The sequence below is a fragment of the Terrirubrum flagellatum genome (assembly GCF_022059845.1).
Classification (GTDB): domain Bacteria; phylum Pseudomonadota; class Alphaproteobacteria; order Rhizobiales; family Beijerinckiaceae; genus Terrirubrum; species Terrirubrum flagellatum.
The window spans coordinates 3653161-3679357 of sequence record NZ_CP091851.1 but is presented as its reverse complement, the minus strand read 5'-3'; the positions used below and the strand labels follow the sequence as shown (position 1 = coordinate 3679357).

Here is a 26197-nt window from a genome sequence, read left to right as displayed (position 1 = left end):
CCCGCCAGCCGCTAGGAGGCCCCAACCTCCGAGCCGCTGAACATGTCCAAGTCCGAGAAGAACAAGCCCGAGAAGAAATCCAACAAGGTCGCCGCGCGAGCGCCGCGCGGCTTCGTCGATCGCGACCCTGGCGATCTCGCCGCCACCGCGCGCATGATGGACAAGATCCGCGAGGTCTATGAGCGCTACGGCTTCGAGGGCGTCGAGACGCCCTTCGTCGAATATACCGACGCGCTGGGAAAATTCCTGCCGGATCAGGATCGCCCGAACGAGGGCGTGTTCTCCTTCCAGGACGATGACGAGCAGTGGCTGTCGCTGCGCTACGACCTGACGGCGCCGCTCGCGCGCTATGTCGCCGAGAATTTCGACCGCCTGCCGAAACCCTATCGCAGCTATCGCGCGGGTTGGGTGTTTCGCAACGAGAAGCCGGGCCCCGGCCGCTTCCGCCAATTCATGCAGTTCGACGCCGATACGGTGGGCGCTTCCAGCGTCGCCGCTGACGCCGAAGTCTGCATGATGGCGGCGGATACGATGGAGGCGCTTGGCGTCAAGCGCGGCGACTACGTTATCAAGGTCAACAACAGGAAGATTCTCGATGGCGTGATGGAGGCGATCGGCCTCGGCGGCGAGGAGAATGCGGGTCGCCGGCTCACGGTGCTGAGGGCGATTGATAAATATGATCGCCTCGGCAGCGACGGCGTCATGCAATTGCTTGGCGATGGCCGAAAGGACGAGAGCGGCGACTTCACCAAAGGCGCAGGACTGAGCCAGGTTGAAGCGGCGAACATCATTCGGCTGATCCAGGCTGGACTGTTCCTGGGCGGCGAATTGCCAAGCGCTGAATTCGATCCGAACGACGACAATATTCTATCCTATTCAATGTTTGGTGAGACGAAGCGCTATCGCGTGCTCAACTCCGATAAGCTCAGGACGTTGCAAACTGGCGCACTTCCACAAAATGAAACTACGCAAAAAGGCGTCGCCGAACTCGTCGAGATTGAACGCATTTGCTCCGCTGCGGGATATGGTTCTCGCCGGATTCGCATCGACACGTCAGTCGTCCGAGGCCTCGAATATTACACGGGCCCCGTCTTCGAATGCGAACTCACCTTCGCGGTGACGGGAGAGGACGGAAAACCCGTGCGCTTCGGTTCGGTCGGCGGCGGCGGGCGTTATGACGGCCTCGTCTCGCGCTTCCGCAACGAGCCGGTGCCGGCGACGGGATTTTCGATCGGCGTCTCGCGCCTTGTCGCGGCGTTGCAGACGATCAAATCGCCGATCGTCACGGGTGCGAATGTGAACGGCCCCGTCGTCGTGGTTGTGATGGAAAAAGATCAGATTGGCGCTTATCAGAAGTTGGTCGCAACATTGCGCGACGCCGACATTCGCGCCGAAATGTATCTCGGAGATTCAAACAAGCTCGGCCCGCAGTTCAAATACGCCGATCGCCGTAATTCGCCCTGCGTGATCATTCAGGGCTCGAACGAGCGCGACGCCGGCGAAGTCCAGATCAAGGATCTGATCGAAGGCGCGAAGCAGGCCGATGCGTTCAAGTCGAATGCGGAATATCGCGCCGCGCGATTGGCGCAATTCTCCTGCAAGGAGGATGAGATGGTCGCGAAGGTGCGCGAATTGCTGAACGCGCATGGCATAGAGTGAGAACAGATCGCGCCAACATCTATCCAGATGTCATCGCCGGGCTTGACCCGGCGATCCAGCTTCAAGGGCGCGGTGGTGAATGTTATTCTGGATCGCCGGGTCAAGCCCGGCGATGACATCGAGGGTAGGACGGCGAACAGGCGAGACGCGATGCAATATCCCCCGCAAAATCCCATTGCCGTCGGCCTCGCCGGCAAATGCCCGCGCTGCGGCCAGGGGAAATTGTTCGCGGGCTATCTCACGCTCGCGCCGAAATGCGACGCGTGCGATCTCGATTATTCCTTCGCCGATTCCGCCGATGGTCCGGCCGTTTTCCTCATGTTCATCGTCGGCTTCATCGTGGTCGGCGGCGCGCTGTGGCTTGAATTTACGGTCGAGCCGGCGATCTGGATTCATTTCACGCTCTGGCCGACGCTCGCCATCCTCTTGAGCGCCGCGCTGCTGCGTCCGCTAAAGGGCGTGATGATCTGCCTGCAATATTCCAATCGCGCTGAAGAGGGGCGGTTCGAGAAGTGAGCGTCGCCACTCTCACCACAAGCGTTCCGATGCGCGCGCTCACCCTCCCCTTGAGGGGGAGGGTCGATCCGGGCCGAAGGCGAGGAGCGGGGTGGGGTGAAATCGAACAGGCGCCGACAAACTCACCCCACCCCGGCGTCGCTTTGCTCCGCCGACCCTCCCCTTCAAGGGGAGGGTGACTTCGCGTGACGTCCTCTCGCAAATTCATCGGCTTCTCCCTCGCGACGCTGATCCTGTTCGCGATCCTGTGCTCGCTCGGCGTCTGGCAGTTGCAGCGCAAGGCGTGGAAGGAGGCGTTGATCGCGCAGGTCGAGGCGCGGGCATCAGGCGCGCCGGCCGATCTCAAGGATATTCCGCCGGAATGGCGCGACCCCAAAACGGTCGACGGCGCCGACTTCGCCCGCGTCGCCGCGAAAGGGATTTTCGACAACAATCGCGAACTGCTGATGATCTCAGCCCAGCGCAATGGCGCGGGCTGGATGGTGATCACGCGCTTCGACACCGAGGAAGGCGCAGTGCTTGTGATGCGCGGCGTCGTGCCCGATCGCCTGAAGAATCCCGCGATGCGCGCCGACGGCCAGCTCGCAGGAGAGGTTTCGATTATTGGTCGCATTCGCATGCCGGAGCAGGCGGGTTCGTTCACGCCGGCGAACGATGTCGCCCGCAATCAATGGTTCTGGCGCGATCTCGCCGGCATGCAGCGCGCGACCGGCATTCACGAGGCGAGCAGGGCGCCGCCCTTTTTCATCGAGCTGGAGCAGCCGGTCCCGCCGGGCGGCTGGCCGCGACCGCAGCTTGATGAAATCAATCTGCGCAACGACCATCTGCAATACGCCATCACCTGGTTCGCGCTGGCCGGCGTGACGGTCGTGATGTTCGGCCTCTGGCTGCGCAGCCAGCTCAGGCCGCATGTTGGCAAGACTGCCGCAAACGACGCCTGATCTTTTCCAGAGTGGAAACAGCCTTGGGCGATTACATCGGGTTATCGCATAAGTGACCGGAGCGTAGAGGGCTGGCGTCACACGCAACCAGCAAGGAGACGCCTCATGTCCGCTTCATCCACGACCGACAAGGGCGTCGTCCTCAAGGGCGCGATGGCCGCCCGTTACGACGAAATCCTGAGCGCCAACGCGCTGGCCTTCCTCGCGAGCCTGCATCGCCGTTTCAATGAAACCCGCAAGCGGCTGCTTGCCGTCCGCGCCGAACGGCAGAAGCGTTTCGACGCCGGCGAGACGCCCGATTTCCTCGCCGACACCAGGCATATCCGCGAGAGCGACTGGATGATCGGCTCGGTCCCTGCCGACCTGCGCGATCGCCGCGTCGAGATCACCGGCCCCGTTGACCGCAAGATGGTGATCAACGCGCTGAACTCCGGCGCGAAAGTGTTCATGGGCGATTTCGAGGATGCGTCGTCGCCGACCTGGGCCAACATGATCGAAGGCCAGATCAATGTGAAAGACCGCTGGGCCGGCACAATCGACTTCACCGATCCCGCGAGCGGCAAGGCCTACAAGCTGAAGGACAAGCCCGCCGTGCTGATCGTGCGGCCGCGCGGCTGGCATCTGCCCGAGGCCCATATCGAGATCGACGGCGAAGCCGCGTCGGGCTCGCTTGTCGATTTCGGCCTCTATGTCTTCCACAACGCCAAGGCCGCGCTGGCTCAAGGGTCCGGCCCCTACTTCTACATCCCGAAGATCGAGAGCTGGCAGGAGGCGCGGCTCTGGGACGATGTGTTCTCCTTCGCCGAGCAGGCGCTTGGTCTCGCGAAGGGAACGATCAAGGCGACGGTGCTGATCGAGACGCTGCCGGCCGCGTTCGAGATGGATGAAATCCTCCACGCCATGCGCGAGCGTATCGTCGGGCTGAATATCGGCCGCTGGGACTACATCTTCTCCGCCATCAAGAAGCTCGCGAAGAATCCGAATTTCGTTCTGCCTGACCGTTCGCAGGTGGTCATGGGCAAGGCGTTCCTTGGCGCCTATGCGCAGCTTCTGGTGAAGACCTGCCACAAGCGCGGCGCCTTCGCGATGGGCGGCATGGCCGCGCAGATTCCGGTGAAAAACAATCCCGCCGCGAATGAAGCGGCTTTCGCCAAGGTGAAGGCGGACAAGGAGCGCGAGGCCGGCGATGGCTGCGACGGCACCTGGGTCGCCCATCCCGATCTCGTGCCGGTCGCGATGGAGGTGTTCGACCGGATGATGCCGTCGCAGAATCAGGTCAATCGCCAGCGCGACGATGTCGAGGTGACGCGCGCCGATCTCCTCAAGGTGCATGAGGGTGCGCGCACCGAGCAGGGACTGCGCGACAATATCCGCGTCGGCGTCCAGTATATCGAGGCGTGGCTGCGCGGTCGCGGCGCCGTGCCGATCTACAATCTCATGGAGGACGCGGCGACCGCCGAGATCAGCCGCGCCCAGATCTGGCAGTTCGTGAAATATGGCGTCGCGCTCGAAGGCGGCGTGAAGGCGTCGCCGGAGCTGTTCGAGCGCTGCCTCGGGGAAGAGATGGAGAAGGTGAAGTTGGAAGTCGGCGCTGACGCATATGCGAAAGGCCGATTCCCCGAAGCGATCGAACTCTTCCGCAAATTGTCGCTCGCCCCGGAATTTGAAGAGTTCCTGACGCTACCGGCCTATCGCCTGGTGGCGTGAAAATATCGGCGATAAAGCCGAATTCGCGAGAATAAAGAAGATGTTAATGGATGAGAGCCGGGCTCGCCCGGTTCTCGCCGTGTCATCGCCACGTTTGTGGCGAGATTGCAACAGCGTGGATCAATCCACGAAAATCAGGCTTGTTTGCCTATTTGCAGTGCAACCTGCACAGCGATTTCAGCATGTTTTCCTTGAGCCGGCGCGGAAGGTTCCAGATATTGGAAGCATAATGCTGGGGCACATTCAGGACACTCCAATGCTTCGTTTCGCAGCTCTCGCGTCCGCCGTTCTTGTCTCGGGCGCCGCTTTCGCCGCCGATCTCCCGTCGCGCAAGGGCGCGCCGGTTCCGCCGCCGAGCGCCGCCTGCCTTGAGAAGAACGCGCTGCCGATCGACGTGTTCGGCTTCCAGGTCGGCACGGACACCAACGATTATCAGGCGCTGTCTGCGAGCGTTCAGTACAATGGCTTTTACGGCACGCGCTTCGGCGACTTCAACGGCCATCAGATCATCGGCCAGGTGTCCTACGGCATCCTGCCCTGCATGGAGATCGGCCCGTATCTGACCGGCGGCTGGGTGAAGAATGGCGGCCTCGGCGGCATCGGCAATGGCAGCTATTTCGGCGGCGGCCTCGAGGCGAAATACAAGTTCCTTGGCCGCGACACGCACGGCCTCGGCGCGACCTTCGACATCATCGTGCAGGGCGTCGGCAATGATGGCGCCTTCTACGCGCCGACCAAGAGCACCTGGGACGTCATCCCGTCGCTGTTCCTCGACAAGGAGCTGATCAGCGGCAAGCTCTATGGCGCGATCAACGTCGCCTACGACTTCAACTTCCGCAACAAGGTGATCGCCGGCATCGGCGATGCGACCGACACCGGCGTGCTGCGTCTCGGCGCCGCGCTGAGCTACCAGCTCGTCGAGGGCTTCTTCATCGGCGCCGACATCAATCACTTCCGCCGCTACAAGGGCTTCTTCGGCGATGAGTTCGGCTACGCCACGACACTTGGCCCGAACTTCTACTGGCAGGCGACGCCCAAGCTCGCCGTCACGGCCGCTTACAATGTGCAGGTGGCTGGCAAGACGACGGGAGGTCCGGCGCTCTCGGGCGGCGACCTCGATATCGTGAACTTCAACCAGCACCTGCTGAAGGTGAAGTTCGCCTACTCCTTCTGATCGACGGCAAATCGTCGATTGTTTGAAAGCGGCCCCCAGATCACGCCGCACTTTGATTGAAACAATCAAAGTGCGGCGTGATCGATTCTAAAATTGGGAGCATGGCTTTCGCGAAAAACCGGTTCCCACTTTTTCGCGCCATGCACCCGTGGCCGCTTTTTGCTGCCGGCGCGTTGTTGGCGGCGCCATGTCTCTCGTCCGCAATGAATGCGTGAAATAGCGGTTGCGCCGAATCCGGCCGCGTGCTTTGTTATTGAGAACGGTTCGCAATAATGGTGGGGCGATGATCGGGGGCAGGTTGCGATGGATCGGCGCCTTGGCGGCGCTTCCGCTGGGATGCGGCGGCGCCTCAGGGGCGGATTTACGGGCGCCCGCGCCGTCGCCCTCCGCCTCGAACGCCTGTCTTGAGAAGAACAGCCTCGTCAACGACGTGTTCGGCTTCAATACGGGATCGGACGTCAACGACTGGAAGCAACTCTCGTTGTCCGGAACCTATAGCGGCTCGTTTGGAACGCGTGGAGGCCGCCTCGGCGCTCACAGCGGAAATCTTCAGGCGACCTATTCGCCCTTCCCCTGCATCGAGGTCGACCCCTACCTGTTCGGCGGCCCGACCTATTCCAAAACCTTCGGGACGAAGGCGAATGGCTCGCAGTTCGGCGGCGGCGTGGAATTCAAATACAAGCTGCTGGGACGCGACATTCACGGCGTCGGTCTGACCTTCGACGCCGTGTTGCAGGGGGCCGCCACCAACGGCGCCTACTACACGCTCGAAGGCCGCTCGCGCAGCGTCTATGACGGCGTCTTCTCCATTTTCGCCGACAAGGAGTTGATCGCCGGCAAACTCTTCGGCGCGCTGAACGCGAGCTACGACTGGAATTTCCAGGATCTCGGCTCGCCCCGGAACGGCTACGCCAACACGTCCGTGGCGCGCCTGGGCGCGGCGGGGACGTGGCAATTCGCGGACGGCGTTTTCGCGGGCGGAGAGCTCAGCCATTTCCGCCGCTATGACAGCGTCGGATTCTCGCGTGAACTCGGGAACGCGACCTTCCTCGGCCCGAATTTCTACTGGGCCTTCACCCAGGGCTGGGCGTTCTCCGGCGCATGGAACGTGCAGGTCGCGGGGCGCGCGAACTCCGTGGGCGGCAATCTCGATCTCACGAATTTCTCGCGCCACATCGTCAAGCTCAAGCTGAACCACGATTTCTAGATCACGCCGCATTTTGATTGAATCAATCAAAATGCGGGAACGCGATCGATTCCAGAAGTTTAGAGCATGGCTTTCGCAGAGCGAACGCTAGCGTTCGTCTCGGAAAAACCGGTTCCCGCTTTTTCGCGCCATGCTCTAAGCGCGCTTTGCGGGGCATGTGCGCCAGGACACATTCACATAATCGACGCCAGCTCGGCGTATTTGGTATGGCTTGAAAACGCCACGCTTGTTTTCCATGTCTTGTGGCGCGGAGGCCGACTGACGCCTCCCACCAGAGGAGAACGACCATGACCCCCGAAGAACGCAATGTGATCGGCGGTATCTTCGATCGCTTGCGCGAAGCGGCTTACCAGCCGCGTGATCCGGAGGCCGAACGTTTCATCGCGGACCGGATTCGCGAGCAGCCCTACGCGCCTTACGCGATGGCCCAGTCGATTTTTGTGCAGGAACAGGCGCTTGGAAATCTGAGCCAGCAGGTGGAGCAGCTCCAGGCCGAGGTGGCGCGCCTACGCCAAGCCGCGCCGCAGCAGGCCCCGGCCCAGTCCGGCGGCTTCCTGTCGAGCATCTTCGGCGGCGGCTCAGCCGCGCGTCCGACCGGCCCGGCGCCGTCCTTCAGCCAACCGCAGCGCGCGGCCGGCTATGGCGCGCCTCCGCAGCAGCAGCCGAGCCCGTGGGGCGCTCCCGCCGGCGGCCAGGGCTACCAACAGGGCTACGCTCCGGCGCAGGCGCAGGCGGCTCCCGCCCGTAGCGGCGGCATGGGCTTCCTCGGCACGGCTGCCGTCACAGCGGCCGGCGTCGCCGGCGGGCTGATCGCCGGCAACGCGCTGATGAACGCCTTCAACAGCCATGGCGGCGCGAGCGGCATCGCCAACTCGCTGGGCTTCGGCGACAGCAAGAGCGACCAGTCGGCCTCGCTGAGCGATCACTCGAACAGCAACTCCGACAACAGCAGCTACGATAACGCCGGCTATCAGGACCCGGGTTCCTCGGGTCAGGACGGAAGCTACGACAACGCGTCCTACGAAGACGAAAGCGGCTCCGATTTCGGCGGTGGCGGCGGAAGCGACAGCGACTGGACCTGATCGCGTCTCATATCAGGCAAAGAAAAACCCGCGCTTCGGCGCGGGTTTTTTGTTGGCGCGACAATGATCGCTTTATGTGTCCGCTCACATCACGATGACGGTCGTTCCCACGCGCACGCGATTGTAGAGATCGACGACGTTTTCGTTCGTCATGCGGATGCAGCCTGACGAAACCGATTCACCGATCGTCTCCGGCTCGTTGGTGCCGTGGATGCGATAGAGCGAAGAGCCGAGATACATGGCGCGCGCGCCGAGCGGATTTTCGATGCCGCCGGCCATGAAGCGCGGCAGGTCGGGCCGGCGCTTCAGCATTTCCGCCGGCGGCGTCCAGCTTGGCCATTCCGCTTTGCGCGTGATTGATTTTGTGCCCGCCCAAGCGAATCCCGGCCGGCCGACGCCAATGCCGTAGCGGATCGCCGTGCCGCCGCTCTGCACGAGATAGAGGAACTTGTTCGGCGTATCGATGACGATCGTGCCGGGCCGATGCGGTCCGCTATAGGCGACCTCCTGCTTCAGGAAGCGCGGATCGATCTCCTTGCGCACCGGGCGCTGTTCGACCTGCTGCGGCGGAACCGACGCGTACATGTTCTGGAGATAGCCGCGCCGCTGTGGCTCGGGCGCATAGACATAATTGTCTGCGCCTCGCGACGTCGGATCGCGGCCGGTCACCAGCATTTCGATGAAGCCGCCGCCGAGATTGTTCGCAGTGCGCATCACATTCTGCGCATAGGGCGTCGGACGCGAAGCGCGTGGGCCGACAGTCCCGGTGATGGCTTCGGACGATTGCCCGAAGGTCTGCGCTTCTGATGAAATGGAGAGGGCGGGAGCCGAAGTTGCGGCCAGCAGCGCCGCCATCAGGATAGGATGTTTCATCGCCAGACTCGTGACGCAACCGATACGCGGAAAGACGCGCAGGTTGCGCGCCCTCACCAATCATTAGCGTTACCCGTTCACCGAATTGGTAAAATGCCCGGCAAGGGGCATGAGAAAGCGCTGCGCCGCAGCGGTTTCGCGCGTCGTGGTTGACAGGCGCTCAACGGAACTGGTGAATGGAGGATTGAAGCGGCGCGGTCTTGGTTAGCGATCGGTGAACAGCGCGCGGCCCGCTCCCGCTTTGCGGGCGGCCAGCCTGTCGCGCAGAATCGACCGTCCATCCGCGATATTGAGTGCGAGCGCCATTCCGACATAGATCGCGCCGCCGAGCGCGACGATCAATGCGAGTTTGAAGATGCCGGGTGGGAGGTCGCGCAGCGGCCAGACGCAGAGCGTCATCAGCGCCGTCGCCGCGACGATGCGCAGCACGTCGCCGAGCGCGGGGCGCACGTTGGAGAGAACGAGGCTCGCCACGAACACCATCACGAGCGCGGCGCTGTAGCCCGCGAATTGCGCCCATGCGAATCCCGAAGGTCCAAGCGACGGCGCGATCGTCTTTGCGAAGATCGCATTCACGATCACGGCGATGAAAGCGGCGCCGATCACGGGCCATGTCCGCTTCTGAATCTGGAATACGGGATTGAGCGCATAGAGAACGAGCGCGTAGCAGAACATCGCCGGAATGAGGATCGTGCTGTAGGCGGCGAAATGGCCGCGATAATCCGCCGGCACGATGAGCGCTTCAAACATCGGCAGCGCAAGCCAGTAGCCCGCCGCAAGGGGAGCGCAGAGCGCCAGCACCAGACTCATGTTGCGCGACAGTTGTTGATCCGCGTGCGCGCGGCCGTTCTGCTCGTCCGCTCTCACCGCGACCTGAAAGAGGAAAATATCAAGCGCCGAGCCGAGCGTCGCGAAAATGCGGATGCCCATATCGGTCGCAAGCGCGAACTGGCCCGCTTCCGCATAGCCGTAAGCGTCGGCGATCATCGCGCGATTCATGAAGGTGATGAGCTGGTAAAACATGTTCGCCGCCATCAGCGGCAGGCCGTAGAGCGCGAATTGCTTGGCCAGAGTCCAGTCGGGCTTCGTGAGATCGGCGCCATGATCATGCAGCACGCGGCGCGCGAGCAGCAGCGAGGCCATGGAGCTCAGCGCCGAACCGATCAGCACAACGAGCGGATCGTCGGTGATCCACGCGCCCCCGACCATGAGGATGAAGGCGGCAATATTCTTGACGATGACGAGCAGGCTGTAGCTGCGATCGAGAAAGCGCGCGCGCGTCAGCGTCGCGCCGAAATCGAACAGCGCCATGCAGAGGCCGGCCACTGTCGCGGCGCAGGCGAGAGCGGTTGGCACGCGGAAATCGACGCCGGCGAGCACGGCCGCGGCAAGCAGCCCGAAGGTCGCAAACGACATGCAGGCGACGAGGAAATCGAGCGTGCCGCGCAGGGCGGGCTGCTCGGCGCGGACCTTCTCGGAGTAGAAGCGGGCGGTCGACAGCCTGATCCAGTCGAACATCACGCTGTTGACCAGCACGGCGAACGCCATGGCGATGGCGTAGCGGCCAAAATCGTCCGGCCCCAGGAACTTCGCCAGCGCGAGGCCGAGAACGAAATTCAGGAACGAATTGACGATGAAGGTGAGGATGATAGTCATCGGCCGGCCTCACATAGCCGAAGCGCCATAAGAAACGGCTAACTGCGCGCATGCCTTTTCCCAGCGATCCCCTGTTCTACGCCGCCGGTCTCGTCGCGACCTTCGTCATGGCCATGGCCAAGGGGGCCTTCGGCGGCGGGCTCGCCATCATCGGCATCCCGATCCTGGCGCTCGCCGCGCCGCCGCTCGACGCGGCGATCATCGTCGCGCCGCTGATCACCTTCATGGACGTCTTCGCGGTCGGCGCTTTCGGGCCGAAGCACTGGTCGATTCCCGACCTGAAATGGCTGCTGCCGGCGCTCGTGGTCGGGATCGGGCTGGGATGGCTGATGTTCGTCGCCGTCGATTCCCGCTGGGTGACGCTCGTCATCTCCGTGGTGACGCTCGGTTTCACCGCGCATTATTTTCTGAAGGGCCGCTCCGCGCCGCCGTCGAATGCGCCGACCTCGCCGCCGCTCGCCATCGCGGCCGGTCTCGCGTCAGGCTTCACGACTTTCGTCGCCCATGCCGGCGGGCCGCCGATCGCGATGTATCTGCTGCGTCGCGGCCTCGATAAGACGAAGTTCGCGGCGACCAACGTCGCCGTGTTCATGGCCGGCAATCTGGTGAAGCTCGTTCCCTACGCGATCCTTGGGCTTGCGCGCCCGCATGCGCTGTGGGCGGCGCTGGCGCTGTCGCCGATCGTGCCGGTTGGCGTCTATGCCGGCCGCGCGCTGCATGATCGGCTGACGCGCGAGACCCTATTCTTCTGGTGCTATCTGTTCCTCGGCGTCGCAGCGTTGAAGCTGCTTATCGACACCGTGCGCGCGTTGATGGTTTGACCCTCGCCATGCGCGCGGCGATCGTACTCAATGGTCCGATCAATGCCGGAAAATCCACGGTGGGCGCGCGCCTGGCTGCGCTTCTTCGCAGCGCCGTCTTCATAGACGGCGATGATCATGATGCTCCGGATGACGCCCCGCTTGCGGAAAGAATAGTTGCGGCGTGGGAACGGATCGAGCGGTTGCTCGCGACATCCGAGGCCGATCATCTCGTGATCGCCTATCCCGTCGAGCAGGAGTCCTACGCGCGATTGCGACGCTCCTGTGAATTAAGAGGCGCAGAGCTTGTCGTCGTCACGTTGGCGCCTCCGCTCGAAATTGCGCTTGCTGATCGCGGCGGGCGAATTTTGTCCGCAGGCGAGCGTCAGCGCATCGTGGAAATGTATGAAGAGGGATATACGCGTCGCGAGTTCAGCGACTTTATTCTGGATAATGGCGGGATGAGCGTTGAAGAAGCCGCGGCGGCGATCTCAGACTTCATCGAGACGCGCCTCTGAAGACGAACCGGAGCAACATGCGCGTTGATGGTTTGAGCGCTCCGAGATTATGAAAGCTGTCATGGCCGGGCTTGGCCGGGCCATCCACGAAGATATCGCAAGCTGAATTCGTGGATGCCCGGCCCACGGCCGGGCATGACATGCGAACAGGAAGGCTCCGCGAATATTCGTCGCTCTCAGCTCGCCTTCGCGATCGGCGCGCCAATTTTCCATTCATGCGCGCTTTCATAAAGCGCGAGCGTCTTCTTCACATGCCGCGCCGTGGTCAGCGGGTCGCGCCAATAGGCGTCGTAGGCCGCGCGCCCCATGCGCGCTGCGAAATCATTGTCCTGCAAGCGTTCCAGCGCGACGGCGAGTCCGTCGACGTCGCTGGGTTCGACCAAAAGCCCATCCTCGCCATCCCTGATCCAGCTCGCCGCGCCCGTCATTCGCGCGAGAATGGTCGGCAGCCCCAGCGATCGCGCTTCGGCGATGACAAGCGGGCCCGGCTCGAACCAGAGCGACGGCGCCGCCAGGGCGCGCGCCTCCGCTATCGCATCGAGCGCCTTATCGGCCGGAATCCAGGGCAGGATTTCGGCGGCGGGATTGGCCTTGGCGATCGCGTCCTTCATCGGGCCGTCGCCGACAAAACGCACCGGGACGTCCGCGCGCGCCGCAGCCTCCGCAAGCAGATGCGGCGCCTTCTCTACCGTGAAGCGGCCGAGAAAAAGCACGGGCTTGTTGCGCGCGGCGTCGATCGCGGGCCGCTGCGCGACCTCTATCATGTTCTCAACAGTCGCATGCCGCGCATCGCCGGGCAGATGCGGCTCGGCGAAGCGCCGCGCGAAATCGCTGACATGAATGAAAGTCAAGTTGCGCGCCGCCGCCAGCGCGCGATCGGATCGCCATTGCCGCGCCACGCGCACGAGCTTGTGCGCATAGGACTTGCGATCGCAATTCGCCGTCATGCAGGAGGCCGACATCGGCGCGCGGTCGCAAGCGCGCCCCGCGCGGAAATCGAAATAGGCGCCTTCGGGACAGAAGCTGAAATAATCATGCATCGTGATGAAGGTCGGCAGGCCCGATTGTGCTGCGGCGCCAATCGCCGCCGGGCTGAACGCTTTCGTCCATTGATGCAGATGGACGACGGTCTCGCGCCCGCGTTCGCGCGCGATGATCGACAAGAGCTTGTCCGCCGCCGCCTGATTCCACACGCCCTGCGACGCCGCGCGCAGCGGATTTTTCACGCTCCAGACTTCGGCCGCCTCGATCATCTCGACGCGGATGTTGGGGTGATCAAGCGCCTCCGCGGCCGGCCCGATGCAGGAGACGAACACGATCTCGCAGCCCGCCTCCGCGAGGCCGCGCGCGCTCTCGATCGCGACCTTGGCCGCGCCGCCATTCACGGCTGCGAAGTCGCTGACGATGATGCTGCGCATGGACGACCCTAGCGTAAGTCAACGCTGGCTTACATCAGCAGGGTTGATGAACCCTTGGCCCTCACCGCCTCGCGGCGAAGAAATCCTTGAGCAACTGGCCGGCCTCCGTGGCGCGGATGCCGCCATAGACCTCGGGCGCGTGGTGGCAGGTCGGGCTGTTGTAGAACCTGACCCCGTTCTCGACTGCGCCGCCCTTGGGATCGGACGCCGCGAAATAGAGCCGGCGGATGCGCGCAAACGAGATCGCGGCGGCACAGAGCGGGCAGGGCTCCAGGGTGACGTAGAGGTCGCAATCCGGCAGCCGCTCCGAGCCGGTGGCGGCGCAGGCGGCGCGAATCGCCAGCACTTCGGCATGCGCGGTCGGGTCGCGGTCGGCGATCGCGCGATTGCCGGCCCGGGCGATGATCTCCCCTTGCCGCACAATCACCGCGCCCACCGGCGTTTCCTCAGCGGCGCCCGCCAGACGCGCTTCGGCGAAGGCGGCGTCCCAGGGGTCAAGGGCGGCGGAATCGGGATTGCTTTTCATCGGGCGGCGTCTCGCCGTGCTGGGTCGCGTCTGCTATCTCGCCGCGATGAACGACAGACCCAATAAAGGCAAGCCCGGCCGCAAACCGGGCGGACAATTCAGCCGCTCAGGCGCGAGAGACGCCCGCGGCGAGAAGACAGGCGATCGACCCTTCCGCAAGGGACCGCCGCGCGGCCCCGCGCGTGACGATGGCAAGCCGCCGCGTCGCAAGGACGATAGGGCGGCGAAAGGCGCGCCACAGGACAAGGCGCCGAGCGCGCCAGTGGAGATTCGCGCCGAGAAACCCGAACGCATCGCCAAGGTGATTGCGCGCGCTGGGCTCTGCTCGCGCCGTGACGCCGAGAAGCTGGTCGAGGAAGGCCGCGTCACCGTCAACGGCAAGGTGCTGAAATCGGCGGCGATCAATGTCGGCCCGAGCGATCGCATCAGCGTCGATGGCGCGAAGCTGCCCGACCGCGAGCGCACGCGGCTCTGGCTCTATCACAAGCCGCCGGGCCTCGTGACCACCGCGCGCGATCCCGAAGGCCGCTCGACTGTGTTCGACGTGCTGCCCTCGATGCTGCCGCGCGTCGTGTCGGTCGGCCGCCTCGACATCAACACCGAAGGCCTGCTGCTGCTGACCAATGATGGCGGGCTCGCGCGCGTGCTCGCCCATCCCGATACGGCGTGGTTGCGGCGCTATCGCGTGCGCGTGTTCGGCCATCCCGATCAGGCCGAGCTCGACAAATTGCGCGAGGGCGTGACGATCGACGACGTCTCCTATGGGCCGATCGTCGCGACGCTCGATCGCGAGCAGGGCGCCAACGCCTGGCTCACCATGGATCTGCGCGAGGGCAAGAATCGCGAGATCAAGCGCGTGCTCGAACATCTGGGTTATCAGGTCGCGCGCCTGATCCGCGTGTCGTTCGGCCCGTTCCAGCTTGGCGATCTACCGGAAGGCGCGGTCGACGAGGTGAAGACGCGCCATCTCGCGGAACAACTCGGCGAAGAGCTGGCGGAAAAGGCTGGCGTCGATTTCTCCGCTCATGTCGATCGCGCGCCGCCCGGCGGCGAGAATGCGCGCGCGCGCGTCGAGCCCTGGTCGCGCATCGAGGCTGACACTGAACGCCGCATCGAAGTGAGCGACACGCAGGATCGCCGCGGCCGCAGCGTGCGCGTCGAGCGCATTGTCGGTGCAGAGAGGCCGGCGGACTCGCTGCGCCGTCCGCCGCGCCGCGATCATCCCGCCGATCGCCGCGATACCGAGCGAAAGGGCGCGCCGTCAGGCGACGCCGCGCCGCGTCGGCGCCCACGTGTTGAAGAGGATCGCAGCGATCGTCGCGAAGGCAGGGATTTCCGGCCGCGTGAAGACGCCGCTCCCCGACGCGGGAATTTCGAAGAGCGTCGCAGTCCGCGCGATGAAGCGCGCCCCTTCCGCTCGCGCGAGGATCGTGCGCCGCGCTCGGGCGATCGCAAGCCGCCATTTCGCGACAAGCCGCGCGGCGAGGGCCGTTCGTTTGAGGAGCGCGGAGAAAGACCGCAGCGTCGCGAGCGTTTCGGCGATGATCGCAAGCCGCCATTTCGCAGCGAAAGGCCCGATTTCAAGCGAGACGATCGGGGCGGCAAACCGGGCTTTCGCGGCAAACCGCGGGGCGAGGGCCGTGCTTTTGAAGCGCGTGAGGATCGCCCGCCGAGGCGCGAGCGCTCCGGCGATGATCGTCCTCGCTCCGGCGCGGGTCGCCCGCCATTCAAGAAGGACGATCGCTTCGGCGGACGCGGCGACAAGCCTGCATTCCGCGACAAGCCAAGCGGCGAAGGCCGTTCATTCGAGGCGCGCGATGATCGTCCGCCGCGTCGCGAACGTTTCGGAGATGACGGGCCGCCACGCCGCGATCGCGAAGAGCGGCCCGCTGGGCGCGGCAAACCTTCGTTCGGCGGCAAGCCGTCATTTGCGGGCAAGCCGCGCGCTGGTGGAAAACCCGGCGGCAAGGGCGGCTTTGGCGCTCCGCGCGGACCTAAGAAATTCGACGGGCCGCGCGGCGGCGCGCGTCCTCCGCGCAAGCCGCGCTGAACTGATCGATGCGCGTCGTCGCCGGGCGGTTGCGCAACCGCGCGCTGAAGGCGCCGGCGTCGCAGGCGATCAGACCGACCTCTGATCGCCTGCGCGAGAGCCTGTTTAATATTCTCGCGCATGCGTTCGATGATCCCGCTAAGGACGCGCGCGTGCTCGATCTCTTCGCGGGCACCGGCGCGCTCGGCATCGAAGCCTTGTCGCGCGGCGCAAGCTTCGCGCTCTTTGTCGATGAAGGCGTCGAGGCGCGCAGCCTGATCCGCGAAAATGTGATGACGCTGGGCCTCGCGGGCGTGACGAAGATTTTCCGTCGCGACGCGACTACGCTTGGCAAGATCGAAACGGTTGCGCCGTTCGATCTCGTCTTCTGCGATCCGCCTTACCGCAAGGGACTTGGCGAAAAGGCGCTCGCCTCAGCCGCAAATGGCGGCTGGCTGAAGGACAATGCGCTCGTCTGCTGGGAAGAAGCGGGCGACGCTGAGATCGCTGTTCCCGCAGGTTTTACGGTCGAGGATGAGCGCGCGCAGAGCGACAGCGTCATGCGGATTTTGCGCTACACGCAGCGATAACTGAGCGCCCCTCTCCCTGTGGGAGAGGGTGTCATTGCCGCGCGATGCGCAGCATCGTCGCGGAAGCAATGACGGGTGAGGGTATTGGCGCCAGCCTTGAGGCAAAGAGGCTTACCCTCATCCGGCCTGCTTCGCAGGCCACCTTCTCCCAAGGGAGAAGGAAGAGCGCAAAACTATCTCCGCCCGAACAGCCGCTCAATATCGGCGAGCTTCAACTCCACATAGGTCGGGCGGCCGTGATTGCACTGGCCGGCGAAAGGCGTCGCCTCCATGGTGCGGAGAAGCGCGTTCATTTCTTCAGGCTTCAATCTGCGCCCGGCGCGCACCGATCCGTGACAGGCGATGCGCGACAGGATCGCGTCAATACGAGATTCCAGCGATCGCGCGTCGCCCCACTCCGACAGGCCGTCGACGAGATCAAGCACCATCGTCTTGATCGGCCCTCCTGCGAGCAACGCCGGAATTTCCGTGATCGAGACGGCGCCGGGCCCGAAGGATTCGATGACAAGTCCCGCCTCGCTGAGTTGCGGCGCATGTTCGAGAAGCCGCGCCGCCTGCGCCGGATCGAGATCGATAATTTCGGGGATCAGCATGATCTGGCGCTTCACGCCGTGCGCGGCGCGTTCCGCCTTCAGCTTCTCGTAGACGATGCGCTCATGCGCCGCGTGCTGGTCGACGATGACGAGACCGTCGCTTGTCTGCGCCACGATGAAATTGTCGTGAAGCTGCGCGCGCGCCGCGCCGAGCGGAAAGTCGCTTGCCGAATTCGCCTCGACGATAGGCGCGAAACGCACATCCGCGGAGGGCGCGGTCGCGAACGCGGCCTGCGCCGCTTCGGAAAATCCCTGCTGCGCGGGGGCTTCCTCGGGAAAGCGCGGCGAGGCTGACGACGCCCAATGCGACTGTGTGAAGCGCGTGCGATCGAAGCGCGGCGCCTGCATCGGCCGCATCGCGTCCAGCGTGCGTAGGCCGCCAAGCGGCGTGGCGCGATGGCCCGCTTGGCCGATCGCGTCGCGCAGCGCATTGACGATCAGAGAGCGCACGAGGCCGCTGTCGCGAAAGCGCACTTCCGTCTTTGCCGGATGCACATTCACGTCGACCATGCGCGCCGGGCATCTGATGTCGAGCGCGACAACGGGATGCCGTCCGCTCGGCAGCGCGTCGGAATAAGCAGCGCGCACGGCGCCGACGATCAGCCGGTCGCGCACCGGCCTGCCATTGACCATGAGATAGACATGGCTCGCAGTGGCGCGATGGAACGTCGGCAATCCAGCGAGGCCGCGAATTTCCACATCTTCGCGCACGCCATGCACATGAAGCAGGTTGCCGCGCGCGTCGGGCCCAAGCACCTGAATCGCGCGCGCCTCGAAGCCGACCTCATCGTCGCTCTGCGCGGAATAATCGAGCATCATTCCGTCATCGCTCGACAGGATGAAGCGGATGGCGGGATGGGCGAGCGCCAACCGCTTGATCTGGTCTGCGACCGCGGCGGCCTCGGTGCGATCCGTCTTCAGGAATTTCAATCGCGCCGGCGTCGCGGAGAAGAGATCGAACACTTCGACGCGCGTGCCGCGTTCCGTCGCCGCAGGACGGACAGAAGATTTACGGCCGGCGTCGACGGTGATCGACGAGCCCGGCGTCGAGCCGTTGCGCGACGTGATCGTCAGCCGCGCGACCGACCCGATCGAAGGCAACGCCTCGCCGCGAAAGCCGAGCGTGTCGATGGCGAGCAGGTCGTCGGTCGGAAGCTTCGATGTCGCGTGGCGTTCGACCGCGAGCGAGAGATCGTCTCCGCTCATGCCGGCGCCGTCGTCGATCACGCGGATCAGCCGGCGACCGCCAGCCTCGATCGCCACCTCGATGCGCCGCGCGCCGGCGTCGATCGCGTTCTCGATCAGCTCCTTCGCGGCCGCAGCCGGCCGCTCGACCACTTCGCCGGCGGCGATGCGATCGACAAGCACGGGGTCGAGGAGACGAATCGGCATTGCTTGAGAAAGTGACCTATTAGGCCTTCGGGTGCGATCCGATTCTTATAGCCGAAAACGCAGCCGCAGGCTGCGTAGACCGGCTATTCCGCCGCCAACGTCGTCGAGGCGCCGACGAGGCGCCGCGCCTCCAGCGCGCTCATGGGCTCGCCGAAGAGATAGCCCTGTGCGTATTCGCAACCGAGCTGATAGAGCTCGATCGCATCGCCCTCGGTCTCCGCGCCTTCCGCGATGACGGACATGTCGAGATCATGCGCCATGGTGATCATGGTGCGCAGCAGGATCGAGCGCGAACCCTTGCGGTTTTCGCGCACGAAGGACTGGTCGATTTTCAGCGTGTCGAAGGTGAAGCGCTCGAGATAGGCGAGCGAGGAATGGCCGGTGCCGAAATCATCGAGCGAGAGGCCGGCGCCGAGCGCACGGATGCGCTCCAGCATCTTCGCCGCATATTCCGGATTCTCCATCACCAGACTTTCGGTGAGTTCAAGCTTCAGCGTGCCCGGAATGAGCCTGATGCGCGACAGAAGATTCTTCACGTCCTGCAAAAGATCATGGCGGAGAAGCTGGCGGCTTGAAATGTTGACGCTGGCGAAGATCGGCGGATCGACATCGAGCGCCGCCTGCCACGCCGCGAGCTCGCGCGCGGCGCGATCCATGGCGTAGGCGCCGAGATCGATGATGAGGCCCGTCTCTTCCGCGATCGGGATGAAATCCTTCGGCGGGATGCGGCCAAGCCTTGGATGGTCCCAGCGCAGCAGCGCCTCGAAACCGGCGACAGTGCGATCTTCAAGCCGCACGATCGGCTGATAGACGAGCGTGATTTCCTGCCGGTCGAGCGCGCGCCTGAGATCGGCTTCGATGCTCAGCCGGTCGTCGCGTTCGCGCCGCATCGCCGGGCGGAACACCTGGATGCGGTCGCCGCCGAGCTTCTTCGCATGCGCCATCGCGAGCTCGGCGTTGCGCAGCATGTCGTCCTTGGTGGTGTTGGACTGGCCGTCGGCCAGCGTCAGACCGATCGACGCCTTGAGATAGAGTTCGCGGTCGCCGAAGCCGAACGGGCTCGCCAGCGTCCGGCGCACCATGTCGGCGAAGGCGGTGATGCGCTCGGGCTCGCGCTCCGACATCAGGATGATCGCGAACTCATCGCCGCCGATGCGTCCCAACGTGTCCTGTGGCCGAAGAATGCGACGCAGGCGGCGCGCCAGCGAGAGCAGGATGGAGTCGCCCGCCGCGAGGCCGACCGTTTCGTTGATCTGCTTGAATTTGTCGACGTCGATCGCAAGCACGGTCGGGCGGATCTGCGGATCGGCTTTCGCCATCGCCAGCGCGCCTTCGATGCGGTCAAGGAAGAGCGCGCGGTTGGGCAGGCCAGTGAGATTGTCATGCACGGCGTCGTGCAGCATGCGCTCTTCGGCGTGACGGATGTCGGTCACATCAGACAAAGTGCCCATGATGCGCGTCACTTCGCCGTCAGGGCCCAGCACCGGCCGCGCTTTCAGCCGCGCCCAGTGATATTGTCCGTTCTGCGCCTTGATGCGGAAATCATGCTGGATGCGGCCGCGCCGCTGTTCGAGCGCGACGTCGAGCACGGCGGCGTACTGATCGCGATCGAACGGATGCACGAGCGCAAGCCAGTCGGAGGCCGTCGCGGAAAGCGAACCGCGGCGCAGGCCAAGCTGCTGCTCGATCTCCGTTCCCGCATGGATGCGATCGGTCGCAATGTCCCAGTCGAACACCGCATCGCCGGAGCCCGACAGCGCCAGCGCACGTCGCATCGTCTCGGCGCCCATCGTCTCATTCGCGGGCGCGCCGGAAAAGGCGTGCTGCATCACTGTGAAGCCGATCAGCATCACGATGAGCACAAGGCCGCCGATGAGCGCCGGCGCGACGGTGTCATTCTGCGTCTGCCCGTTGACGACGAGCGCCGCGGCGCCGACCCATAAGAGCAGCAGCAGCCAGGTCGGGATCAGCATCACCGCGCGGTCGTAGCCATGCGTCGAGAGATAGAGGATGAGAATGAGGCCGATCGCGGCGACCGCGCCGATCGAGACGCGCGCGACGCCCGCGGCGAAGGCGGGATTGAACAGCGCAAGCCCGATCAGCGCGCCAAGAAAGAGCAGCCAGCCGATCGTCAGATGGCTGTAGCGGACATGCCAGCGATTGAGGTTGAGATAGGCGAAGAGGAAGACGAGCAAGGTTGCCGCAAGCACCGCTTCCGAAATGGCGCGATAGACGCCGCTCGCCGCGGGCGCGAGGCCGAAGATGCGATTGAAAAATCCGAAATCAATGCCGGCATAGGCGAGGACGGCCCAGGCGAGGGCGGCCGCGGCGGGGAAAATGATCGCGCCTTTGACGACGAAAACGACGGTAAGAAAAAGCGCGAGCAGCGTCGCAATGCCGATGACGATGCCGCGATAGAGCGTGAGGCCATTGTTCTTGTCGCGATAGGCGTCCTGATCCCAGAGATAGAGCTGCGGCAGCACCGGGTTCGCAAGCTCGGCGACGAAAGTGATCGTCGCGCCGGGATCGAGCGTGATCTGGAACACGTCGGCGTCGGGGCTATCCTCGCGCTCCGGCGAAGAGCCCTGGCTCGCGGTCACCGCGGTGATGCGCTGCGAGCCGAGATCGGGCTGCACGATGCCGGAGCCGACGAGCACGAAATGCGGCGCGACGAGCAGCTTCTCGACCTGCTCGTCGGTATTGTTGGACAAGGCGAAGGCGATCCAGCTCGATCGCGCGCCCGGCGTCAGTGACTTCACCGAGATGCGTCGCACGATGCCGTCGGCGCCAGGCGCAGTGGAGATCTGGATGGTTTCGCCGGTCGCGCTCTGGCGTTCGACGCGCGGCAGCAGATCGATGGCCTGCGAACCCGGCGGAACGCGGATCGCCTCAAGCGCCGACGCCGCGCCGCCCCAGACGAGCAGCCCGAAGGTCACGGCCAGCAGGCCGGCGATGCGTCTGAGGGGGGAGCGACCGGCTCGCGCGTGACCGCCCAACGTCAAGAACAAGCCAACGCTCCTTCGCCCGGCTTTGGCTTTACCCGTGGTAGCCGCGCGTTCTTATCCCTGCAAGCCGCGCGAACGCGCCGTTCCCCCGCTGAAATCATGGGCGAGCATCGCGTAGAGGAGATGGTCCTGCCAGCGGCCGGCGATCTGAAGATATTCACGGGCGCAGCCCTCACGCGTGAATCCGACCTTTTCGAGGAGACGCACCGACGCCGCGTTGTGGGGCAGGCATGCGGCTTCGATGCGCCGGAGCGCCAGCGTTCCGAAGGCGAAGCGCAGCGCCAGCCTTACGGCCCGGGTCATGTAGCCGCGGCGCGCGTGGGGCGCGCCGACCCAGTAGCCGAGCGTTCCCGTCTGGGCGACGCGACGCCGGACATTGCTGAAGGTGAGCCCTCCGAGAATGGCCCCGTCCGACGCCCTCGTGACGAGGAAGGCGTAGGCGGCGTCGGCGCGCATGTCGTCGGCCACGCGCCGGACGCGCAGGCGAAAGGCGGCGCGGCTCAGATCGTTCTCCGGCCAGGTCGGCTCCCAGGGCGTGAGGAAGGCGCGACTTTCCTCGCGCAGGCGCGCCCATTCCGCATGGTCGGAAGATTGCGGGGCTCTGAGAAAGAGCCCGTCGCCTTCGACCGTCGGAAGCCCTTGCAGCGTGCGCAGGCGTAGAAGCGGCATCATGAGGCCAGACGCCAGACATGCGCCGGCAACTTGCGGCGGCGGCGCGCGGCGGCGACCGTGTTCGCCATCAGCATCGCGATTGTCATCGGGCCGACGCCGCCGGGAACCGGCGTGATGGCGCCGGCGCGCGTAGCGGCCGCGCCGAACTCGACATCGCCGATAAGGCGCGTCTTGCCTTCGCCGCGTTCGGGCGCGGGAATGCGGTTGATGCCGACATCGATCACTGTCGCGCCGGGCTTGATCCAGTCGCCCTTGATCATCTCTGGCCGGCCGACCGCAGCGACGAGAATGTCGGCGCTGCGGCAGACGGCCGCAAGATCGGCGGTGCGGCTATGGGCGATCGTCACCGTCGCGTTCGCCTGCAAAAGAAGCTGCGCCATTGGCTTGCCAACGATATTGGAGCGGCCGACCACGACAGCATGGAGGCCCGAGAGATCGCGGCCGCGCACGCTCTCGATCAGCAGCATCGATCCCGCCGGCGTGCAGGGAACGAGCGCATCGTCGATATCGCCGGCGCCGAGCTTGCCGACATTGATGAAGCTGAAGCCGTCGACGTCCTTCTCCGGCGCGACCGCCTGCGTCACGCGTTTGGCGTCGATATGCGCGGGAAGCGGCAGCTGAACGAGAATGCCGTCGATCGCGTCGTCGCGATTGAGGCGCTCGACCAGCGCGAGCACGTCGCTCTCCGCCGCATCTTTCGGCAGCGCATGCTCGATGGAGTGGAATCCGCAATCGCGCGCCGTGCGCCCCTTGGCGCCGACATAGACCTTGCTCGCGGGATCTTCGCCGACGATGACGACGGCGAGGCCCGGCGCCCGCGCGGCTTCGCCGCGAAAAGCCGCAGCGGCTTGCGTCACCTGCGCCGTCAGCGCAGCCGCGGCCGCCTTACCGTCGATCGTCGTTGTCATGGAAGTGAGCTCGAAAGGAAAGGCGGCGCGCTGGAGCAACGTGCAGAAAAGTGGGAACCGGTTTTCCGCAAAAACGTTGCGACCAGCAAAGTGATAGAGCGGCGCTGCGATTCAGTTTGATCTGCATGCGCCGTTGGGTCCGCGTCGTCGATCATGCGGCGGCCGGAGTGGAGGGAGGAACCGGCGCGCCGACGCGCGCGGCGATCTGATCGATGCGCGGCGCGCCCCTGATCGGGCCGATCGCTGTAAAAGTCGGCGCTGTTTCGAGCATGCGCGCGCCCGCGGCGCGGACGGATTCAATCGTGAGCGCGTCGAGCTTGGCGAGGATTTCATCGCTGCCTACGAGGCGATCGTAAGCAAGAAGCTGATGCGCGATCTGGTCGGCCCGCTGCGAAGGCGATTCAAAGCCGCTCATCAGCGAGACGCGCATTTGCGCCCGCGCGCGATCAAGCTCTTCCTGCGAAAGATCATGCGTCGCGCGCGCGATCTCGTCGAGCGTGACCGCGATGAGATCGGAAACGTCTTCCTCGCCGGCGCCGGCGCTGACGCAGAACACGCCGCAATCGGAATAGGCCCAATGGGCCGCATCGATCGCATAGGCGAGGCCGCGCTTCTCGCGCACTTCCTGGAACAGCCGCGACGACATGGCGCCGCCAAGCACATGGGCGAAAGCGTGCGCCGCGTAATGCGCGTCGCCCTGATAGGACGGCCCCTCGAAGCCGAGCATGAGATGCGCCTGTTCGAGACGGCGCGCCTTGCGCACGTCGCCGCCGCGATAGATCGCGCGCGTCGGGTCAGTCGGTCGCGCTGAGGAAAAACCACCGAAGAGCTTTTCAGCCTCATCGACGATGCGCGCATGTTCGACGTCGCCGGCGGCCGCGATCACCATCACGGGCGCGCGATAGCGGCGGTCGAGCCAGGCCTGCAGCATCGCGCGATCGAACGTCTTCAGCGACTCGCGCACGCCAAGAATCGGGCGACCGATCGGCTGGCCCGGAAAAGCCTGCTCCATGAAAAGATCAGGCGCCCAGTCCTCCGGCGAATCCTCGCTCGCGCCGATTTCCTGCAGCACGACGGATTTTTCGCGCTTCAGCTCCTGCGCGTCGAAGGTCGAGTTCGTGAGGATGTCAGCGAAAATGTCGAGCGCAACGGGAACATCGCCGCCCATCAGCCTGACATAGTAACTCGTCGTTTCAACGGTTGTTGAGGCATTGAGATCGCCGCCGATCGCCTCCATTTCTTCGACGATCGCCTGCGGGCTGCGGCGCTTCGTGCCCTTGAACGTCATATGTTCGAGAAAATGCGCGAGCCCGTGCTCTTCACGCGTTTCATCGCGCGCGCCGGCGCGCGTCCACACGCCGGCTGCGGCCGTGCGCATCGACGGCATCGCTTGCGTGACGACGCGAAGGCCCGAAGGCAGCCGCGTGATCTCAGCCTCAGGCGCGCCCTTGATCACGCCGCTTTCTCCGTCGCGGCGCGGGCGCGCTCGCGGATGAAGCGCTCGACGGCGCCCTGATCGTTGGCGAGCACGGTGAAATGCTCGCGCTTGCTCATGAGGTCGCCAAGATGCGGCGGCAGCCTGGGTCGCACGCCGCAGGCCTTCTCGACCGCGTCAGGGAATTTCGCGGGATGGGCGGTGGAGAGAACGATCATCGGCGTCGAAGGATCGCGCGCGATCGCCTGACGCGCCGCTCGCGTTGCGACCGCCGTATGGGGATCAAGCAGATAGCCGCTGGCGCCAAGCGTTTCCTTGATCTCGGCCGCAACCTCGCTTTCGCCGACGCCCTGCGCATCGAACTGCGATCTGATCTTTGCGAGCGCCGGCTCGTCGATCGTGAAGGAGCGCGATTGCGCGAGATTGGCCATCAGCCGCTTCACCGCGCCGCTGTCGCGGCCATAGGCCTCGAACAGCAGACGCTCGAAATTCGAGGAGATCTGGATATCCATCGAAGGCGAGGTCGTCGCCTCGACGGCGCGCATCTCATAGGCGCCCGTCGCGAGCGTGCGCGCGAGAATATCGTTGGCGTTCGTCGCGATGACGAGTCGTTCGATCGGCAGCCCCATGCGGCCGGCGACATAGCCGGCGAGGATGTCGCCGAAATTGCCCGTCGGGACCGTGAAGGAGACTTTCCGATGCGGCCCGCCAAGCGCGACGGCCGAGGTGAAATAATAGGTCGCCTGTGCGGCGATACGCGCCCAGTTGATCGAGTTGACGCCGGACAGCTTCAACTCATCGCGAAAGCCGTGATGGTTGAACAAGGCTTTCAGAAGCGATTGGCAATCGTCGAAATCGCCTTCGATCGCGATGGCGTGGACATTGTCGGCGGCGACCGTCGTCATCTGCCGGCGCTGCACATCAGACACGCGGCCGTGGGGATAGAGGATGAAAACATCGACCTGATCGAGGCCGCGGAACGCATCGATCGCCGCGCTGCCCGTATCGCCCGAAGTCGCGCCGACAATGGTGGCGCGCTGGCCGCGCGCTTTCAGCGCATGGTCCATCAGCCGCCCGAGCAGTTGCATCGCCACATCCTTGAAGGCGAGCGTCGGGCCGTGGAAAAGTTCGAGAAGAAACAGATTGTCGCCGATCTGGACGAGCGGGCAGACCGCCGGGTGGCGGAACGTTCCATAGGCGTCGCCGATCATGCGGCTGAGCGCCGCAGCCTCGATCTCCCCGCCCGACAGGGCGCCGATGACGGCTTCCGCAACGGCGGCGTAAGACCGCCCCGCGAAGCCTGCGATCGTCTCGCGCGAGAGCGTCGGATAGGTCTCCGGAACGTAAAGCCCCCCGTCGCGCGCGAGGCCCGCCAGCAGCGCGTCGGTGAAGGAGAGGGGCGGCGCTTCGCCGCGGGTGGAAATGTGCAGCACGGAATAGCTCTCGAAGCTGGACCGATTACGCGTGGCCCCTGCGGGGCGCAAGCATTCCCTCAA

General features: G+C 64.7%; 21 protein-coding genes. 11 read left to right on the top strand and 10 right to left on the bottom strand.

Annotation, left to right across the window (positions count from 1 at the left end):
• Positions 1 to 42 precede the first annotated feature (42 nt).
• From hisS to L8F45_RS17665, 7 genes are all read left to right on the top strand, one after another.
• Complete coding sequence (gene hisS / locus L8F45_RS17695; protein WP_342359189.1) at positions 43 to 1659, top strand: histidine--tRNA ligase; 1617 nt, start codon at positions 43 to 45, stop codon at positions 1657 to 1659.
• A gap of 150 nt (positions 1660 to 1809) precedes the next feature.
• Positions 1810 to 2175, top strand: a complete 366-nt coding sequence (locus tag L8F45_RS17690; protein ID WP_342363484.1) for a DUF983 domain-containing protein — start codon at positions 1810 to 1812, stop codon at positions 2173 to 2175.
• A gap of 185 nt (positions 2176 to 2360) precedes the next feature.
• Positions 2361 to 3116, top strand: a complete 756-nt coding sequence (locus L8F45_RS17685) for an SURF1 family protein (RefSeq protein ID WP_342359188.1) — start codon at positions 2361 to 2363, stop codon at positions 3114 to 3116.
• Between the two features lie 105 nt (positions 3117 to 3221).
• Positions 3222 to 4823 carry a malate synthase A gene (gene aceB, locus L8F45_RS17680; RefSeq protein ID WP_342359187.1) on the top strand — a complete coding sequence of 534 codons (1602 nt, stop codon included), beginning with the start codon at positions 3222 to 3224 and terminating at the stop codon, positions 4821 to 4823.
• A 256-nt stretch (positions 4824 to 5079) separates the two neighbouring features.
• Positions 5080 to 5997: a hypothetical protein gene (locus L8F45_RS17675; RefSeq protein ID WP_342359186.1), complete on the top strand. Its 918-nt coding sequence runs from the start codon at positions 5080 to 5082 to the stop codon at positions 5995 to 5997.
• Between the two features lie 316 nt (positions 5998 to 6313).
• Positions 6314 to 7204, top strand: coding sequence for a hypothetical protein (locus tag L8F45_RS17670; protein WP_342359185.1), 891 nt, complete (start codon positions 6314 to 6316; stop codon positions 7202 to 7204).
• Positions 7205 to 7491: 287 nt separating this feature from the next.
• A complete protein-coding gene (locus tag L8F45_RS17665; protein WP_342359184.1) occupies positions 7492 to 8286 on the top strand; it encodes a DUF2076 domain-containing protein in 795 nt (264 codons plus the stop codon).
• Positions 8287 to 8370: 84 nt separating this feature from the next.
• Here the strand turns inward: L8F45_RS17665 and L8F45_RS17660 are convergent, their stop codons facing one another.
• Complete coding sequence (locus tag L8F45_RS17660; protein ID WP_342359183.1) at positions 8371 to 9159, bottom strand: L,D-transpeptidase; 789 nt, start codon at positions 9157 to 9159, stop codon at positions 8371 to 8373.
• Positions 9160 to 9363: 204 nt separating this feature from the next.
• Positions 9364 to 10815: a lipopolysaccharide biosynthesis protein gene (locus tag L8F45_RS17655; RefSeq protein ID WP_342359182.1), complete on the bottom strand. Its 1452-nt coding sequence runs from the start codon at positions 10813 to 10815 to the stop codon at positions 9364 to 9366.
• A 50-nt stretch (positions 10816 to 10865) separates the two neighbouring features.
• Here L8F45_RS17655 and L8F45_RS17650 point away from each other — a divergent pair, with 50 nt between their 5' ends.
• Positions 10866 to 11636: a sulfite exporter TauE/SafE family protein gene (locus tag L8F45_RS17650; RefSeq protein WP_342359181.1), complete on the top strand. Its 771-nt coding sequence runs from the start codon at positions 10866 to 10868 to the stop codon at positions 11634 to 11636.
• An 8-nt stretch (positions 11637 to 11644) separates the two neighbouring features.
• Positions 11645 to 12133, top strand: coding sequence for a shikimate kinase (locus L8F45_RS17645; RefSeq protein ID WP_342359180.1), 489 nt, complete (start codon positions 11645 to 11647; stop codon positions 12131 to 12133).
• A 176-nt stretch (positions 12134 to 12309) separates the two neighbouring features.
• On the opposite strand, the gene L8F45_RS17640 is transcribed toward L8F45_RS17645, so the two are convergent.
• On the bottom strand, positions 12310 to 13551 hold the full coding sequence (locus tag L8F45_RS17640; protein ID WP_342359179.1) for a glycosyltransferase: 1242 nt from the start codon (positions 13549 to 13551) through the stop codon (positions 12310 to 12312).
• Between the two features lie 61 nt (positions 13552 to 13612).
• Positions 13613 to 14077, bottom strand: coding sequence for a nucleoside deaminase (locus L8F45_RS17635; RefSeq protein WP_342359178.1), 465 nt, complete (start codon positions 14075 to 14077; stop codon positions 13613 to 13615).
• On the opposite strand from L8F45_RS17635, the gene L8F45_RS17630 reads away from it, so the two are divergent.
• Together L8F45_RS17630 and rsmD are read left to right on the top strand one after the other, a co-directional pair.
• On the top strand, positions 14067 to 16127 hold the full coding sequence (locus L8F45_RS17630; RefSeq protein WP_342359177.1) for a pseudouridine synthase: 2061 nt from the start codon (positions 14067 to 14069) through the stop codon (positions 16125 to 16127). The two genes, L8F45_RS17635 and L8F45_RS17630, sit on opposite strands and share 11 nt — an antisense overlap.
• 8 nt (positions 16128 to 16135) lie before the next feature.
• Positions 16136 to 16696, top strand: a complete 561-nt coding sequence (gene rsmD / locus L8F45_RS17625) for a 16S rRNA (guanine(966)-N(2))-methyltransferase RsmD (protein WP_342359176.1) — start codon at positions 16136 to 16138, stop codon at positions 16694 to 16696.
• 173 nt (positions 16697 to 16869) lie between these two features.
• Here the strand turns inward: rsmD and mutL are convergent, their stop codons facing one another.
• The 6 genes from mutL to thrC all read right to left on the bottom strand — a co-directional run bounded on the left by mutL (position 16870) and on the right by thrC (position 26134).
• The gene (gene mutL, locus L8F45_RS17620; RefSeq protein WP_342359175.1) at positions 16870 to 18681 is read right to left on the bottom strand and encodes a DNA mismatch repair endonuclease MutL; all 1812 of its coding nucleotides are present in this window, start codon (positions 18679 to 18681) and stop codon (positions 16870 to 16872) included.
• A gap of 83 nt (positions 18682 to 18764) precedes the next feature.
• Entirely contained in the window at positions 18765 to 21683 is a 2919-nt protein-coding gene (locus L8F45_RS17615) for an EAL domain-containing protein (RefSeq protein ID WP_425330032.1), read from the bottom strand.
• A 57-nt stretch (positions 21684 to 21740) separates the two neighbouring features.
• Positions 21741 to 22355, bottom strand: coding sequence for a GNAT family N-acetyltransferase (locus L8F45_RS17610; protein ID WP_425330031.1), 615 nt, complete (start codon positions 22353 to 22355; stop codon positions 21741 to 21743).
• Positions 22355 to 23266, bottom strand: coding sequence for a bifunctional methylenetetrahydrofolate dehydrogenase/methenyltetrahydrofolate cyclohydrolase FolD (folD, locus tag L8F45_RS17605; protein ID WP_342359173.1), 912 nt, complete (start codon positions 23264 to 23266; stop codon positions 22355 to 22357). Before folD ends, L8F45_RS17610 begins: the two co-directional genes overlap by 1 nt.
• 151 nt (positions 23267 to 23417) lie before the next feature.
• Positions 23418 to 24722 (bottom strand): M16 family metallopeptidase, encoded by a 1305-nt coding sequence (locus L8F45_RS17600; protein WP_342359172.1) that lies wholly within the window; start codon positions 24720 to 24722, stop codon positions 23418 to 23420.
• Complete coding sequence (thrC, locus tag L8F45_RS17595; protein ID WP_342359171.1) at positions 24719 to 26134, bottom strand: threonine synthase; 1416 nt, start codon at positions 26132 to 26134, stop codon at positions 24719 to 24721. The genes L8F45_RS17600 and thrC overlap by 4 nt, the downstream gene beginning before the upstream one ends.
• Positions 26135 to 26197: the final 63 nt, after the last annotated feature.